This is a genomic window from Stenotrophomonas sp. YJH_SMC_127, from assembly GCF_059372445.1.
The window spans coordinates 230,487-244,391 of sequence record NZ_JCAFVO010000005.1 but is presented as its reverse complement, the minus strand read 5'-3'; the positions used below and the strand labels follow the sequence as shown (position 1 = coordinate 244,391).

The following is a 13,905-nucleotide window of genomic DNA, read 5'->3' as shown; positions in this document are numbered from 1 at the left end:
ATGGAACCCCGTCGCCGCCGGTCACTGGCCGGCGGCGGCTTTCCCCTCACAAGGCATGCATCCATGAATACCCATCAGAACAAGATCGCGCTGGTCACCGGCGCCACCCGTGGCATCGGCCTGGAAACCGTGCGCCAGCTGGCCCAGGCAGGTGTGCATACGCTGCTGGCCGGTCGCAAGCGCGATACGGCGGTGGAGCTGGCACTGAAGCTGCAGGCTGAAGGCCTGCCGGTCGAAGCCCTGCAACTGGACGTGACCGACGCGGCCAGCATCGCCGAAGCGGTCGAGCAGGTGCGCCAGCGTCACGGCCGCCTCGACATCCTGGTCAACAATGCCGGCATCATGATCGAGAACCCGGCGCAGGCGCCGTCGGAGCAGTCGCTCGACACCTGGAAGCGTACCTTCGACACCAACGTGTATGCGCTGGTCGCAGTAACCCAGGCATTCCTGCCGCTTGTCAAGCAGGCCAAGTCCGGGCGCATCGTCAACGTGTCGAGCATGCTCGGCTCGCAGACCCTGCACGCGGATCCCTCATCGGGCATCTACGACTTCAAGATTCCCGCCTACAACGCGTCCAAGGCCGCGGTGAACAGTTGGACCCTGAGCCTGGCCTACGAGCTGCGCAACACCCCGATCAAGGTCAATACCGTGCATCCGGGTTACGTGAAGACCGACATGAACGGCGGCAACGGCGAAATCGAAATCGCCGAAGGCGCGCGCTCCAGCGTGCAGATGGCGCTGATCGGCGAATCCGGTGCCAGCGGCAGCTTCACCTACCTGGGCGAGGTGCTGCCATGGTGATCCGCACGTTGGCGATGGCCGTCTCCAGCCTGGTGCTGGCAGGCTGTGTCAGCGTCGGCCCGAACTACAAGGCCCCGGTGCAGGAACCGGTGGTCCTGCAGAGCGCACAGCAGCCGGTCTTCAGCACCGTTTCGCCGGTGGCCAGCTGGTGGGCGCAGTTCGATGATCCGGTGCTGGAACAGCTGGTGCATGGCGCCCTGTCGGACAACCTGGACCTGCGCGTGGCCGTGGCCCGCGTCAGCCAGGCCCGCGCGGTGTTCGTCGAAAGCCGTTTCGACCAGGCGCCGCACATCACCGCTGGCGGCAGCTACGACCGCCGCAAGCAACCCGATCCGCAGCTGGGTGGGCAGCGGGTGTTCAGTGAAAGCTACCAGCTCGGCTTCGACGCCGGCTGGGAGCTGGATCTGTTCGGCCGCAAGCGCCGTGCCGCTGAGGCCGCACGCGCCGACCTCGGTGCCGAGCAGGCCAACCTGGCCGATGCGCAGGTACTGGTCGCCGCCGAAGTGGCACGCAATTACTTCGAGCTGCGCGGAACGCAGAAGCGCATCGCGGTGGCCCAGCACACGCTGGAAAACCTGCGCGATACGCAGAAGCTGACCGAGGCGCGCTGGGAACTGGGCGCGGGAAGCGAGCTGGATGTGCAGAGCAGCCGCGCCCGCCTGAAGGCGATCGAGGCCGACATCCCGTTGCTGGAAGTGGCCGAGGCGCAGTCGCGCAACCGGCTGGCCGTGCTGCTCGGCCAGCGCCCGGAAGTGCTGACCGACATGCTCGCGCCGCACGACGTGCCGGCCTTCGCCAAGGCGCTGCCGCTGGGCGATACCCGCGAACTGCTGCGCCAGCGCGCCGACGTGCGCGTGGCCGAGCGTCGCCTGGCCGCTGCGACCGCACGCGTGGGCGTGGCCACCGCGGACCTGTTCCCGCGGTTGTCGCTGTCCGGCTTCGTCGGGTTCCTCGGCGGCGATGCCAGTGGCCTGGTCAATGGCAACAACAAGGCCTGGTCGCTGACCCCGTCGCTGAGCTGGGCGGCATTCGACTTCGGTACCGTGCGTGCACGCCTGCGTGCCAGCAAGGCTGAAGCCGAAGGCGTGGCCGCGCAGTACGAGCAGGCCGTGCTGCTGGCGCTGGAAGATACCGAGAACGCGCTGACCCGCTATTCCAAGCAGCAGGCACGGCTGGCGATCGTGGTCGAGCAGGCACAGGCCGCACGGCGTGCCGAATCACTGGCACAGATCCGCTATCGCGAAGGCTCGGAAGACTTCCTGACCCTGCTGGATGCGCAGCGCACGCAGCTGGCGGCCGATGACGCCCTGGCCGCGGCCGAGTCCGAAGTCAATGTCAGCGTGGTGGGCGTGTACAAGGCGCTGGGCGGCTGGGGGCAATCACCGCAGCAATCGAGCGTGGCGCAGGTGCAGTAACCGCAGGGGACGGAGGCAGTGCTTCCGTCCCCTCCTGCTTTCAGGGCCACTGATTGGCCGGCACCTCGCGCTCGCGCATGCGCACGATGCAGAAGCGATGGCCGGTCGGTGCTTCCATCACCCACCAGCGTTTGACGAAGCCTATCCGGCGCGCGCCGAGCTTCTCCAGGCGGTCGGCCTCGGCATCGATGTCGTCGCTCTCGATGTCCAGGTGCACCCGTGACGGGTGATCGACCCGCTGGACTTCCACGTTCAAGCCCGCCGGTGCACCCAGCAGGTCGGCATACTCGGCGCCCCCTTCGACACGCGCCGCCTGTGCCTGCAGGCCGAGCGCGGCGGCCCAGAAGCCGGCACCTGCGTCGGCGGGAAGGTCCTGGCAGTCGATGATGAATCCAGCCAGCCGGCTCTGGTGGGCCATGTCCTGCTCCGCAGTTCGGGGGAGGAGGCAGGGTAACGCGATGCGTTCCGCGTACATCTTCACCTTCGTGACGTTTCTGACTCTGCCGGAATGCCGGCCCGACGTGTAACAAGTGGGTCAGGCACTCGGGAGGACAGGCGATGGCGGATGGAAGGCGGGATACCCAACGGATGTTGTTCGGCGATCCGGGTCCACCCGGTGCGGGTCTGTCAGTGGCGGTCGTGGTGCTGCTGGTGCTGGCGACGATGGCGGCGGCGGTCGGTTTCCTGCGCCTGCAGGATTCGATGTTGGGGCTGGGCCTGATTGGCGTGGCCGTGTTCCTGGCGATCGGGGCCCGCATCTGCCAGGCGCGCGACCAGCATCAGGCGCTGTATCGCCTGCTGTCGCCGCAGCCACCGCCGTAGCGGCGGCTGCCGTGGCTGCTCAGTGCCTGGGCCAGTCCAGTTCGACCACCAGCGGGAAATGATCCGATGGCAGCACGCCACCGATGCGGCGGTCATCGGTCAGGAAGCTGCGCGCATGGAAGCCGCGCACCAGGACCCAGTCCAGCTGCACGGTGGCCTTGCCGGTGAAATCGTGGAAGGTCAGCCGCGGGCCCTGCGGAGCCTTCACCTGGGTACGGGTGTCCTGCAGCACGCGGGTGAATGCCTTGTAGGTGTCGCCGCCGGGTTCGCTGTTGAAGTCGCCGGTCAGCACGACGGGCAGATCGGTCGGCAGGTTGGCCACGCGCTTGCCGATCAGTTCGGCACCCTTGACCCGCCGCGGCTCGTCTTCGTCGCGGTAGGGCAGGTGGGTGTTCATGAAGTAGAAGCGGCGGCCGTCGTCGATGCGGCGGAACAGCGCCCAGGTGACCATGCGTGGATACAGGTTGCCCCAGGTGATGCTGCCGGGCACATCGGGCGTATCGGACAACCAGAAGTTGCCTGATTCCTCGATCGCCAGCACCTTGCTGTCGTAGAACACGCCCATGTGCTCGTCGCCGCTGCCGCCGCGGCGGCCCTCGCCGAACCAGCGGTAGCCGGGGAGGTGTCCTGCCAGGTACTCGGCCTGCTCCTGCACCAGTTCCTGGGTGCCGATCACCGCCGGGTGCGCATCGAGGATGACCTTCACCATCGCGTCGCGACGGTCGGGCCAGCGCTTGCCCGGCTCGGTATCGGCCGGGGTGCGCACATTGAACGACATCACCTTCAACGGCGCGGGGGCTGCGGCCCAGGCGCTGGTCGCAGGCAGGGCAAGCGCCAGCAGCGCAGACAGTACAGGGCGACGGAAACGCGACAACATCGTGGAATCCCTCCATTCCATGAAAACGGTTTCATGGAGCATCGCACGGATTGCCTGTTCGTGGCTGTGCGCGCGCTGGCGGTATCCGCCGGTCGCTGCGGCGTATTCAGCAGGGCCTTTGACAGCGCATTGACCCGCCCGCGCGGGCCTGCGTGCTAGAACGGCGCTGCCGGCCACTGAACCCGGCACCGCAGCAACCATCAACGGAACCACAAGGAGCTGTGCCATGACACGATTGATTCGCGCCCTGCAGGTGTCGCTGAACCTGCGTTCGGACAATTCCACGCAGTGCATCCGTTCCAAGTATCGCTACTGGAATATCTTCTGACCGGAAGGACTCCACGTATTCGATGACATCGCCAGGGAGGGTCGATGATCTTCCCTGGCATTGGAGGCAGGGCATGGATGAGCGTGCAGCGGATGCGGAAGTGGTTTCCATCGACGACCTGCTCGAACGCGTGCGTCGCGAAGGGCCGGTACTGCGCTTCAACAATGATGTCGTCGGCATCTTTGATCCGGCCCTGGCGGTCAGGATCGACAAGGCCAACACCGACCAGCACACCGTACCGGATTCACTGATTGATTTTCTCGGGCTGCGCAGTGGCAGGGACCCTGTTGCGTGGCGCGAGGTGCGGGCGTTGCTGAGCGAGCAGGCCGGGCGGCTGGCCAGTCCCGGCCACATGCGCGACCTCTACACGCGCATGCACGGCTTCCTTGCCCAGCGCGCGGACAGGCCGCATGACCTCAGCGAACTGAGCTGGTGGACGATCTCGCAGTCGCTGTTGCCGATGTTGATCGACGGCCTCAGTCGATCCGACGTCGATGCGCTCATCGGTGAGCAGAAGACCCGATACAACGCCATCGTGCTGCAGAACTTCTCGTTCTGGCGGCGGATCATCGACTTCCATCTTTCCCGCCGCGCGGCGCGCACGGTGTCGCGGCACATCCGGCGTCGTGCGCGCCAGACCGTGCCACGCGAGGACTTCCTGCAATCCCTGCTGCCGCTGGTGCAGCGGGTCGGGGTGGACCGCGTGGCCTATCTGGTGTCGATGGTGCTGGCCGGCATGTCGGGCCTGCCGGGCATCACGGCGGCCAGCCTGCTGTACGCGATGCATCGATTTCCGCACTGGCAGGCGCGCATCCGCGAGGAAACCTCGGCGCTGAGCCTGGAGCAGTTGTATGCGCTGCCGATCAAGTCGCTGCCGTGCACGTCGCGTTTCGTCAAGGAAACCCTGCGGCTGTGGCCGGGACTGTTCGCCCTGCATCGTCCGGCCTCGCACGATATCGACATCGAGGGCGTGTGCATCCGCAAGGGCGGGGCATACGAGTTGTCGTCCTACTTCCAGCATCATTCGCCGGAGTACTGGCAGAACCCGGACAGCTTCGATCCTGATCGCTGGTTGCCGGAGCGACGCCAGGCCAACAAGGGCGCCTACGTGCCCTTCGGATTTTCCTCGCGGGCCTGCATCGGCAGTGCGGTCGGCCACGCGCAGCTGCTGCTGTTCTGCGCATTGGTGACCCGCGATTTCGAGTTGACGGTACAGGATGAGCCCACGCCGTGGATGCAGCTGGAAGGCTTTGCCATTCCGGTCGATTTCATCGGTACGCTGACGCCGCGGCACGCCTGACAGCATCTGTACTGCCTGGCTCAGTCTTCAATCTCGCCACGGCGGCCTGCCGCGCGCACCGCCTGCGCGGTGGTGGCCACGCCGAGCCGTTGTCGCGCTCGCCGCAGGTGGTTCTCCACCGTGCGTGCAGACAGCCCCAGCGTGGCCGCGATCTCCGCCTGGCGCCGTCCAGCAGCGACCCAGCGCAGCACCTCGCGTTCGCGTGCGCTCAACGCGCCTGCGGGGATATCCGCAGGCGCCTCGGCGAACTGGCGCGCCGCACGGAAGGCTGACGTTCCGACCATTTCCAGCAGCAGGCGCGCGCTGGCGGATGCATCAATCGAGGTGCCGGCGAAACTGACCGCACCCTCCAGGCCGGTCGGGCCGAACACCGGAACCTGTAATCCATGCAGGCCATCGCCGCGCGGCTGCTTCACCACCTGATAGCGTTCGCCGCGCACGCCCTGGCGCTTGCTCCAGAAGAACGGCGCATTGCTGTCCAGTACATGGCGGTTGACCGGGCAGGCATGCAGGTAGCGGGCAAGTCCGGTATCGCTGCCGTCGCCGAACCAGTCACCCTCGATCCAGTACACGCGCTGCGCGTCGCGTTCCAGCCCGGTCCCGGTGGCAAACACCAGCAGTCGATCGTAGCCCAGGGGTGAGGCGGTGGCGCGCAGCACGCCGCCCACCGCGGGCAGTGACCGCGCCTGTTCCAGTTCCAGCAGCGCGGGCACCAGCGCAGGCATTAGCTCAGCGCCCCGCCAGTGCATCGAGCAGCGTACGCGCGGCCAGCTTGCCCAACGCGTTGCCGGCCAGCGGACTGTCGCCGGTCAGCAGCAGGCGATCCTGCAGCACGCTGCCATCGATGCCCTCATTGACGATCTGCACGCCCTGCTGGGCCAGGCGTTCACCGAAGAACCAACGCAGCTGCCCCGGCATGTAGCCGATCTCCGGTGTCTGCCGGTCCATTGCGTCGGGGAAGGCGCAGATGCGGTAACCACGGAACAGCGAGCCACCCTCGGCTTCGTCGACGCCCGCTGCCAGCAGCGCCGCCGGGCCATGGCAGAGGGTGATGATGTGGCGCTGGCTGGCCATGGCCCACTGCAGCGCGGCCTTCACCGCCGCGCTCCCGGGCAGGCCGATCAATGCGCCATGGCCACCGGGAATGAAGATGGCGGCATAGTCTGAATCGGCCCCCAGGCCGGCCACCACCTCATCCAGCTGCAACGGCTGGCGGAAGCGCGCCTCATAGCGTTCGTACAGGGCGCCGATCTCGCGGTCCTCGCGCGGGAAGGCCCACCATTCGAACTTGACGGCGTTGCCGGACAGCGTCGCCACGTCGATGTCGAAGCCGGCCTTGTCCAGGTGGTACATCGGCAGCAGGGTTTCCACCGGGTGGTTGCCGGTGGAGAACAGGTGGCCATTGGCGGTCGGCAGATAACGCTCGTCGGCGGCGATCATCAGCACCTTCCAGCGGCCGTCGCGGCGTGCATCCGGATAGTCGGCCCCGGACAGGTCGCTCTGGGGCGAGGTGAACTGCGACAGCGAGTACGGCGACGGGAAGAAGGCATCGCGCTCGGCCGGATCGGGGCTGGGCTGGCGGCTGGGCTCTTGCGTGTTCATGCGGACCTCCGTTGGGGGAAAGTGAGCCCAGCATAGGAGGCCGCGTGCGCAGGCGCGATGAGGGATTCCCCTCAATGGACCACCACCCGGATGCTGCATCGCGCCACCGGCCCGGTTGGACAGCGGGATTATGTCGTGTTATCTAGCCGGTGCCGGGATAATCCCGGCATAACCACACAGCAAGCAAAGGAATGAAAATGAAAAGATTCGCCCGAGCATTGCGCGTCACTCTGAATATCCATCCGAACGAGAAGAGCAGTGTGTGGAATACCTGGCCGCTCTGGGTCGAGTTCTGATCCCGCGGGGCAACCCCGCCATTGAGCGGTAGCAAGACGAAGGGACTCGTCTTTCGAGTCCCTTCCTGCCGGAGACGCACTGCATGCAAGGGATGTCGAATGAAGGCAGCGCCATTGCTGCCGAGCGCCTGGCTGCGCGCGTGGAGCGCGAAGGACCGGTGCTGAAACTGGAAACCGGCGGTATCGGGGTGTTCTGCCCAGAGCTGGCCGGCAAGGTCGACAAGGAGAATTCCGAGCACCTGTTCGTGGTCGAGTCGCTGGCCGACCTGTTCCGCCGGCACGAACGCGTGCGCTGGACCGAAGTGCGCAGCCTGATCGCGACCCGCAGTGCTGAGCTTACCGGAGCGCAGACCCTGGAGGCGCTGCAGTCGCGCATGCGGCAGGCGTTGGACGCACTGTGCGGGCGCGAGCTGGATGCCACGCCAGCCGTGTGGAAGGTGATGGCGCATCCGCTGGTGCCACTGGTGATCGACGGGCTCGACGCGCGCGGTACCGAGGCCATCGAACGCGCCCTGCATCTGCGCTACACCACCCAGGTCGAGCAGGTCATCCATCGGCGTCATCTGCTGCGCAACTTCCTCATCGGTCGTGGCGAATCGCGGGCGATCGCCGCCGAACTCAGGCGCCGGGTCCGCAGCGGACGTTCGCCGCTGGACTATGCACAGTCATTGTTGACCCTTCGCGAGCGCATCGGCCTGGACAAGGTCACCTACCTGGTCACCGTGCAGCTGATCGCCATTTCCGGGGTGCCCGGCATGATGGCCGCCTGCCTGCTGCTGGCGATGCAGATGCATCCACACTGGCGCCAGCGCATCGAGGAGGAATTCGCGCCGCTCTCGGATGCGGAAATCCATGCGCTGCCGATGGCCAGGATTCCCTGCACGATGCGCTTCCTGAAGGAAGTGATGCGGCTGTATTCTACGCCCTTCAACAACCGTCGGGTGGCCGCCTGCGATCTGCAGGTGGAAGGGCAGGCCATCGCCGAGGGCACGGTGTTCGAGCTGAGCTCGTTCATCCAGCATCGCTCGGCGAAATACTGGGATGACCCGCTGCAGTTCGATCCCGATCGCTGGCTGCCCGAGCGGCGCAAGCGCACCGCCGGCATCTATGTGCCTTATGGCTTCCCCACGCGCTCCTGCGTGGGGTCGGCGGTGGGCAACGCGCAACTGGTACTGCTGTGTGCGCTGCTGGCGCGCGAATTCCGTTTCACCCCCAGCGCCGACTACCGGCCCGAGGTGCGCATGGAAGGCTTCGCGATTCCCGCGGCGCTGCACGGCACGTTCTCGCGCCATACGGCCGGTGCCTGATCTGCAGGGGCGGACGGCTTACTTTGCCGTACGCCCGTGTTCCTGTATGTCCTCATGCAGGATCCGCCGCAGCTCGACGATGGCCGGCGTGGCTTCCTGCACGCTGTGACCGGACACGATCACCTTCTCCGAAACGGCGTGTGGCAGGTGCGAGCTCCAGTAGGGCACCAGCCCGTCATCGGTTTTTTCCAGTGGGCCATCGGCCTTGGCGCGGGCGATGATCGAGTGGTAGTGCACCTTCGGTGACATCGGCAGGTCGGCCACGGCGCGGACGAACGGGTCGTCCTTGTCCAGGTTCTGGATGCTGTTCATCTGGTAGCCGTGCTTGCCGTCATTGCGGTCGATCTGGCCGTCGTTGGCCAGCGTCGCCACGTCCTCCAGCACGGTCAGCGGCAGCCGTACCAGGCGGCCGATCCAGCGGCCGAGGCGGGTACCGGCCACGTCGGTGCCGCGATGCGGTGTGGCGATGAAAACCACCCGCGATACTTCCCGTTCCGGCAGGAAGGTCAGTACCGGCGCGCCCTTGGTGCGCAGCAGCTCGCGCTGGGCGGGCGTCATCTGCGCGGTGGCCAGCAGAGTGTCGACCAGGTGGTCGCCGGAGGAAGAGACCATCAACCGCGCGATCACCCCGCCCATGCTGTGCCCGACCAGCACCATGTCATGCGAGGCCTGCGCCTTGCCGCTGGGGTCGAAGTGCTTGAGCACTTCGGCCAGCGTGTGGCGCATCGCATCGTGGCTCATCGCGATGGGCATGTTGGTCGGGTAGTAGAACTGCCAGACCTGGAAGTCCTGGCGGATCTCGTCGTCGCGCATCAGTTCGTTGGCCACGTTCACCCAGGCCTCGGGACTGCTGGCCAGGCCATGGATCATCAACAGCACGCGGCGGTTCGGGTCGTAGGGCTGCATCATGTACAGATGCGGCGCGTCGATGCCGCCCTTGCCACCAAACAACGAGCGCAGCGACTGCTGGCTGAAGTTGGAGCGCGCCAGCCACAGTGCGTAGCCCGCAGTGAAGTTGGCCGCCAACGGCACCTGCTGGCCGTGCAGGGTTACTTCCGAGACCTGGTAGGGATCGTGGATCTCCAGTTCCGGCTCGTCGTCGTGCAGCACTTCCCACAGGTTCTTTCCCGAGAAGCGCAGCAGCACCGTCATCGAAGGCGAGGGCATCTCGCTCCAGCTCTGCGCGGCCGGGGTGCTTGCCTGCGCAGCGGGCGTCGCTGCCGAAGGCGGGGTGGCCGTGCTGCCAGCCGGATCGTCCATCACCGCCACCAGCTCGGCACCGAAGCCATCGCGGCGATGCACGCTGCGCAGCGTACCGGTGAATGACAGCGAGGCCGCCGGTACCAGCTCGGTGGGGGTGCGCGTGTCCAGCGGCGACGCTTCGCCTGAAGGGGCCAGCACGAAGGTCCAGCGACCCAGCTGGAAATGGCTGGCCTGGCTGTGCACGCGCCCGGTGGCGTACGCGTTGTACAGCTGCACCGAGGCTTCCTGCACAGCCAGGTTGTAGTAGTCGCGCACCTGGGTCTGGCGGTCCTCGAAACCACGCTGGTTGGCGGTGCGCTCGGTGAAGAACAGATAGGCATAGGCCTGGCGCGCGACCTGCATCCACGCATCGAGGCGCGGCTGGAAGTCGGCATCCAGTTCGGTGATCGCGGTCTTGGCGCGGCCGGATGCCGAGTACTCGCGCTTCGGTGCCGGCAGGGTCATCGCATGCTGCAGCCACAGCTCGGCCAGGCTGGAGCGCTTGTCTTCCTCGCGCACCACGATGCTGCTTTCCATGGCCTCGATGCAGGGCAGGCCGGGCTTGGCACAGACGCCCTCATCGAGCCCGGCCACGCGCAGTGTCTCGGTGGTCGCCGCGCTGAGCTTGCCGGAGGTGAGGATGTCACCGCGCTTGAGCGCGATGTACTGGCCGGGCGTGACCGAGGCGACCTGCACCGACGGCCCGAACTGGCGCAGCGTCGCGCAGCCCCCCAGGGTGAGCAGCACGGTGATGATGAGGGTCGTGCGGCCGATGAAGCCCATGCCCGTGGTAGCCATACGATGCTCCTGCGCGGTGGCGTCACTCTAGCGGCCGGCCTGTCAAAGCGGAATAGACCGAACGGTCGGTTTGGGCCTGGCCGCCGTGGGCGATTCAGCCATTCCCGTGTGACACTGCGGCGAATGGAAGGGACACGGTGATCGCGATGGCCTGGCTGTAAACCCGCATTCCCCCGCCCGTGGTGATGCTGCTGTGCGCCGCTGCGGGCTTTGCAGCACGCTGGCTGTGGCCGGGTTTCCACCTTCGGGTGCCGGTGCCGGTTCTGCTCGCAGGCGTGACGGTGACGCTGGGTGTCGTGCTCAATCTGCTGCCCAAGCTGTCTTTCCAGCGCGCCGGTACCACCGTCAATCCTCTGCGACCTTCGGCGTCGAGCGCGCTGGTTACCAGCGGAATCTACCGCCGCACGCGCAATCCGATGTATCTGGGCCAGGCGTTGGTCCTGCTTGGCGCCATGGTGTACCTGCAGAACCTGATCGCGCTGCTGGTGGTGCCGCTGTTCCTGGTGTACATCACCCGGCTGCAGATCCTGCCGGAGGAGCGGGCACTGATGGCCCGCTTTCCCGAGGCGTACGCGCAATACCGTCATCGCGTGCCGCGCTGGCTGTAGCGTCGGCTACGCCATCAGCGGCTGATCTGGCACTTCACCGCAGCCGAATAACCCTCGTAGTCGTCGCCCGCGATCACGTGCAGGGTGTGGCGCTTGTCAATGCGCTTCACGTACGACGGTTCTTCGGTGTTGGCATGCTCGTTGACCTCGGTCACCGACCAGGCCTTGGCCAGGCGCTTGGAATCGACGCCGTTCAAGTACACGAAGAGGCTCTTCTCGCCTTCGGCCACGTTTACATCGGCACTGGTGACCGTGCCGCCAAACAGCGCGACCGGCTTGTCCTCCGGCTCGAAGGTGCCGCCCGGTTTCTTGGCCAGGCCGGCGGCCTGCAGCGCATCGATGGCGTCGGCCGCACTGAAGTTCGAGCCGGCCTTGCAGGCCAGCAGCGCTTCCAGCGTGGCGGTGCCAGGGGGCGCGATGGCCGGCGCCGCAGCGTGCGTGGCTGAGGCTGCGGCGAGGGTGGTGAGGAGCAGGACGAGCGTGGTTGTGGCGGTTTTCATTGCAGATCCTTCTGGCGGCAGCAGGCCGGGGCAATGCAGCGATGGAGCGAAAGCTCCATCCCGATTATGCCCCACGCTTCCCGCACGACGAGCAGGCACAAAAAAGCCGGAACCCCCTCGGCGGGAGATCCGGCTTCTTGCGGCCTCGACAGGCCATACAGATGGTGGAGGTGGGCCCTACCGCAATGTGATCGTAAGTTGTTGATGGTGAAGGTGGTTGGTGCTGGTGTCGGAAACGGATACCCCCAGCAATACCCCCACTCTATGCAGCCTTTGCGGGTTCAATTCCATCCCGCTCGGCAACCCGGGCGGCCTGCCAGGCGTCCACCTCAGCCTCGATCCAGCCTACCGCGTTACCGCCCAGCGGCACAGGCGCCGGGAAGGTGCCGGCGCTGATCCGGTCATAGATCGTGGTCTTGCCCAGGCCCGTGCGGCGCTTGACCTCGGGCATCTTGATGAAAACGAGCGGCTCGGTAGCCATGTTGTCCTCCTTCAGTTCGTGGCCAGCGCAGCGCGCAGCTGCTCGGTGGCGGTGATTCGGCGCTGTGGTCCGTAGGGCTCCCATTCGCCCTCGCTCCCGTCTACCATCGCCAAAACACCGGGAGGTATCAGGGATGAAGGAGGTGGGGAAAACGAGTTCAGGTGGGCCCATTTATGAGGTGCCGCCAAATCTCTCGCTTGTCGTTCAGCGCGAGCGTATGCGCCGAGAGGCAGAGGCAGCCAAAGAAGAGGCCCGTCGGCACCAGGAAGCGGCAGACATAGCGCGTTCGTCTGCCCGCGCGGCATGGGCTGCTGTTTGGATATCTGTAGCTGCGCTTGTAGTGTCATTCGTTGCAATCTTCTGGAAGCAGGGCGGTTAGGCTTCTCTGGTCTGGCGGGATTAGTCATGATGCGGCTCGTTCGCAGAGCCCAAGGTCGGAGGTGCAGCCGCCTCCGGCCTGCTCCTGAAAGAACAGGTCGAACTGCCGGCCGCCGCGGCTCGTGCGGCTCCACTCCACCAGGGTGTCGATCCGCGAATAGGTGCCAGGCCGATCCACGTCGGTGGGATCGGTCACTGCGGGGAAGAACGTCGCGCTGCCTCGCTTGTTGGCAGCGGCCACCAGCGCCTCCCAGCTCCGAATCCGGTCGATGTGATCAGGGAACAGGTCGGCAATGTTGCGCAGCTCAGATTTCCGACAGTTGATGCAGGGCATGCATCCGACACGTCCCATGCCGAGGGCATAGAGCGGGTTGGGGGCAATGCCATGCCGGCGGTGCTGATCCCATACCTGTTGGACTGTCCAATCGAAGATCGGCCGCCACACGTGGCAGCCGGACTCATGCCGGTTGAAGCGCGGCTGCTTGGCCCGGTTGGCGGATTCCTCGGCCCGGATGCCGAGCCACTGCAGTACCGGTCCAGCCTTCAGCATCGGCCCGACCACCTGGGTTGTGATGGGGATCGTCTTCAGTTCCTCAGTGCAGAACTGCGCCATGCGCGAAGGAAAGCGCCCCTTGCTGATGCACAAGTCGAGGAACGGGTTGCCCGTCGGCTCATGCAGCGCAGCGGCCTGGCGCACGACTTCATCGGGGATGCCCTGGCCTGGCCACTTCTGCAGGATGTATTCGCGGTGCTGCGCGAGCTGCCGGCTGAAGTCTGCGCGGACAGTTTCGACCTCGGGGCCGCCGGTCTTGTGCGCCAGCTCCGCCACGTAGTCGTAGACGCGCTGATCCTCGTTGCCCGTATCAGCGAACACGGCACGGAATGGCCGGCCCAGCTCGATTGCGCGCAGGTAGACCGCGGTGCTGTCCTTGCCGCCGGAGACGTTGACCAGGTGTTGGATCTTCATCAGGCCACCGCCTTTTGCCAGCACCAGCGCAGCCCATTGCGCGCGGCCCGGCATGCGCGGCTGATCGGCCACAGGGGGGCGATGCCGGCCAGTAACCCGGCCAGGGCGAACACGTGGACCATTGCAGCGGTGAGCAGCTGGTCAGCCATGTGTGATCTCCTCGGGCTGCATTGGCGTGGCAAA

Annotated in this window: 15 protein-coding genes; 6 read left to right on the top strand and 9 right to left on the bottom strand. The window is 66.2% G+C overall.

Going from position 1 to position 13,905, the window contains the following annotated elements; all coding sequences use genetic code 11:
- Positions 1 to 63: 63 nt before the first annotated feature.
- Both AC5QAB_RS13975 and AC5QAB_RS13970 read left to right on the top strand, forming a co-directional pair.
- On the top strand, positions 64 to 801 hold the full coding sequence (locus AC5QAB_RS13975) for an SDR family oxidoreductase (RefSeq protein ID WP_014646789.1): 738 nt from the start codon (positions 64 to 66) through the stop codon (positions 799 to 801).
- The gene (locus AC5QAB_RS13970; RefSeq protein ID WP_164110119.1) at positions 795 to 2,216 is read left to right on the top strand and encodes an efflux transporter outer membrane subunit; all 1,422 of its coding nucleotides are present in this window, start codon (positions 795 to 797) and stop codon (positions 2,214 to 2,216) included. The genes AC5QAB_RS13975 and AC5QAB_RS13970 overlap by 7 nt, the downstream gene beginning before the upstream one ends.
- A gap of 40 nt (positions 2,217 to 2,256) precedes the next feature.
- Here AC5QAB_RS13970 and AC5QAB_RS13965 read toward each other — a convergent pair whose 3' ends face one another.
- Positions 2,257 to 2,634 carry a VOC family protein gene (locus AC5QAB_RS13965; protein WP_014646791.1) on the bottom strand — a complete coding sequence of 126 codons (378 nt, stop codon included), beginning with the start codon at positions 2,632 to 2,634 and terminating at the stop codon, positions 2,257 to 2,259.
- Between the two features lie 140 nt (positions 2,635 to 2,774).
- Here AC5QAB_RS13965 and AC5QAB_RS13960 point away from each other — a divergent pair, with 140 nt between their 5' ends.
- The gene (locus AC5QAB_RS13960) at positions 2,775 to 3,038 is read left to right on the top strand and encodes a hypothetical protein (RefSeq protein ID WP_495233457.1); all 264 of its coding nucleotides are present in this window, start codon (positions 2,775 to 2,777) and stop codon (positions 3,036 to 3,038) included.
- A gap of 19 nt (positions 3,039 to 3,057) precedes the next feature.
- Here AC5QAB_RS13960 and AC5QAB_RS13955 read toward each other — a convergent pair whose 3' ends face one another.
- Complete coding sequence (locus AC5QAB_RS13955) at positions 3,058 to 3,915, bottom strand: endonuclease/exonuclease/phosphatase family protein (RefSeq protein ID WP_197561310.1); 858 nt, start codon at positions 3,913 to 3,915, stop codon at positions 3,058 to 3,060.
- 401 nt (positions 3,916 to 4,316) lie between these two features.
- On the opposite strand from AC5QAB_RS13955, the gene AC5QAB_RS13950 reads away from it, so the two are divergent.
- A complete protein-coding gene (locus AC5QAB_RS13950; protein ID WP_049404686.1) occupies positions 4,317 to 5,543 on the top strand; it encodes a cytochrome P450 in 1,227 nt (408 codons plus the stop codon).
- A gap of 20 nt (positions 5,544 to 5,563) precedes the next feature.
- On the opposite strand, the gene AC5QAB_RS13945 is transcribed toward AC5QAB_RS13950, so the two are convergent.
- Both AC5QAB_RS13945 and hchA read right to left on the bottom strand, forming a co-directional pair.
- Positions 5,564 to 6,268 carry a PA1136 family autoinducer-binding transcriptional regulator gene (locus tag AC5QAB_RS13945; RefSeq protein WP_495233456.1) on the bottom strand — a complete coding sequence of 235 codons (705 nt, stop codon included), beginning with the start codon at positions 6,266 to 6,268 and terminating at the stop codon, positions 5,564 to 5,566.
- Between the two features lie 4 nt (positions 6,269 to 6,272).
- Positions 6,273 to 7,145 (bottom strand): glyoxalase III HchA, encoded by an 873-nt coding sequence (gene hchA, locus AC5QAB_RS13940; protein WP_495233455.1) that lies wholly within the window; start codon positions 7,143 to 7,145, stop codon positions 6,273 to 6,275.
- Positions 7,146 to 7,524: 379 nt separating this feature from the next.
- On the opposite strand from hchA, the gene AC5QAB_RS13935 reads away from it, so the two are divergent.
- Complete coding sequence (locus tag AC5QAB_RS13935) at positions 7,525 to 8,748, top strand: cytochrome P450 (RefSeq protein ID WP_238381426.1); 1,224 nt, start codon at positions 7,525 to 7,527, stop codon at positions 8,746 to 8,748.
- An 18-nt stretch (positions 8,749 to 8,766) separates the two neighbouring features.
- Here AC5QAB_RS13935 and AC5QAB_RS13930 read toward each other — a convergent pair whose 3' ends face one another.
- A complete protein-coding gene (locus AC5QAB_RS13930) occupies positions 8,767 to 10,788 on the bottom strand; it encodes an esterase/lipase family protein (RefSeq protein WP_495233454.1) in 2,022 nt (673 codons plus the stop codon).
- Between the two features lie 185 nt (positions 10,789 to 10,973).
- On the opposite strand from AC5QAB_RS13930, the gene AC5QAB_RS13925 reads away from it, so the two are divergent.
- Positions 10,974 to 11,396 carry a methyltransferase family protein gene (locus AC5QAB_RS13925; protein ID WP_495233472.1) on the top strand — a complete coding sequence of 141 codons (423 nt, stop codon included), beginning with the start codon at positions 10,974 to 10,976 and terminating at the stop codon, positions 11,394 to 11,396.
- Positions 11,397 to 11,410: 14 nt separating this feature from the next.
- Here the strand turns inward: AC5QAB_RS13925 and AC5QAB_RS13920 are convergent, their stop codons facing one another.
- From AC5QAB_RS13920 to AC5QAB_RS13905, 4 genes are all read right to left on the bottom strand, one after another.
- Positions 11,411 to 11,896 carry a hypothetical protein gene (locus tag AC5QAB_RS13920; protein WP_032959123.1) on the bottom strand — a complete coding sequence of 162 codons (486 nt, stop codon included), beginning with the start codon at positions 11,894 to 11,896 and terminating at the stop codon, positions 11,411 to 11,413.
- A gap of 262 nt (positions 11,897 to 12,158) precedes the next feature.
- Complete coding sequence (locus AC5QAB_RS13915) at positions 12,159 to 12,377, bottom strand: helix-turn-helix transcriptional regulator (protein ID WP_065183319.1); 219 nt, start codon at positions 12,375 to 12,377, stop codon at positions 12,159 to 12,161.
- 403 nt (positions 12,378 to 12,780) lie between these two features.
- Positions 12,781 to 13,722, bottom strand: coding sequence for a phosphoadenosine phosphosulfate reductase family protein (locus AC5QAB_RS13910; protein WP_239504103.1), 942 nt, complete (start codon positions 13,720 to 13,722; stop codon positions 12,781 to 12,783).
- A complete protein-coding gene (locus AC5QAB_RS13905) occupies positions 13,722 to 13,871 on the bottom strand; it encodes a hypothetical protein (RefSeq protein ID WP_197651642.1) in 150 nt (49 codons plus the stop codon). Before AC5QAB_RS13905 ends, AC5QAB_RS13910 begins: the two co-directional genes overlap by 1 nt.
- Between the last annotated feature and the right edge of the window lie 34 nt (positions 13,872 to 13,905).

What these genes read in the sequence shown, in the direction of transcription:
- AC5QAB_RS13915 (WP_065183319.1), bottom strand. Translation starts at nt 12,377, where the DNA reads ATGGCTACCGAGCCGCTCGTTTTCATCAAGATGCCCGAGGTCAAGCGC.
- AC5QAB_RS13945 (WP_495233456.1), bottom strand. Translation starts at nt 6,268, where the DNA reads ATGCCTGCGCTGGTGCCCGCGCTGCTGGAACTGGAACAGGCGCGGTCA.
- AC5QAB_RS13910 (WP_239504103.1), bottom strand. Translation starts at nt 13,722, where the DNA reads ATGAAGATCCAACACCTGGTCAACGTCTCCGGCGGCAAGGACAGCACC.
- AC5QAB_RS13935 (WP_238381426.1), top strand. Translation starts at nt 7,525, where the DNA reads ATGCAAGGGATGTCGAATGAAGGCAGCGCCATTGCTGCCGAGCGCCTG.
- AC5QAB_RS13930 (WP_495233454.1), bottom strand. Translation starts at nt 10,788, where the DNA reads ATGGCTACCACGGGCATGGGCTTCATCGGCCGCACGACCCTCATCATC.
- AC5QAB_RS13965 (WP_014646791.1), bottom strand. Translation starts at nt 2,634, where the DNA reads ATGGCCCACCAGAGCCGGCTGGCTGGATTCATCATCGACTGCCAGGAC.
- AC5QAB_RS13970 (WP_164110119.1), top strand. Translation starts at nt 795, where the DNA reads ATGGTGATCCGCACGTTGGCGATGGCCGTCTCCAGCCTGGTGCTGGCA.
- AC5QAB_RS13975 (WP_014646789.1), top strand. Translation starts at nt 64, where the DNA reads ATGAATACCCATCAGAACAAGATCGCGCTGGTCACCGGCGCCACCCGT.
- AC5QAB_RS13925 (WP_495233472.1), top strand. Translation starts at nt 10,974, where the DNA reads ATGCTGCTGTGCGCCGCTGCGGGCTTTGCAGCACGCTGGCTGTGGCCG.
- AC5QAB_RS13950 (WP_049404686.1), top strand. Translation starts at nt 4,317, where the DNA reads ATGGATGAGCGTGCAGCGGATGCGGAAGTGGTTTCCATCGACGACCTG.
- AC5QAB_RS13920 (WP_032959123.1), bottom strand. Translation starts at nt 11,896, where the DNA reads ATGAAAACCGCCACAACCACGCTCGTCCTGCTCCTCACCACCCTCGCC.
- AC5QAB_RS13955 (WP_197561310.1), bottom strand. Translation starts at nt 3,915, where the DNA reads ATGTTGTCGCGTTTCCGTCGCCCTGTACTGTCTGCGCTGCTGGCGCTT.
- AC5QAB_RS13960 (WP_495233457.1), top strand. Translation starts at nt 2,775, where the DNA reads ATGGCGGATGGAAGGCGGGATACCCAACGGATGTTGTTCGGCGATCCG.
- AC5QAB_RS13905 (WP_197651642.1), bottom strand. Translation starts at nt 13,871, where the DNA reads ATGGCTGACCAGCTGCTCACCGCTGCAATGGTCCACGTGTTCGCCCTG.
- hchA (WP_495233455.1), bottom strand. Translation starts at nt 7,145, where the DNA reads ATGAACACGCAAGAGCCCAGCCGCCAGCCCAGCCCCGATCCGGCCGAG.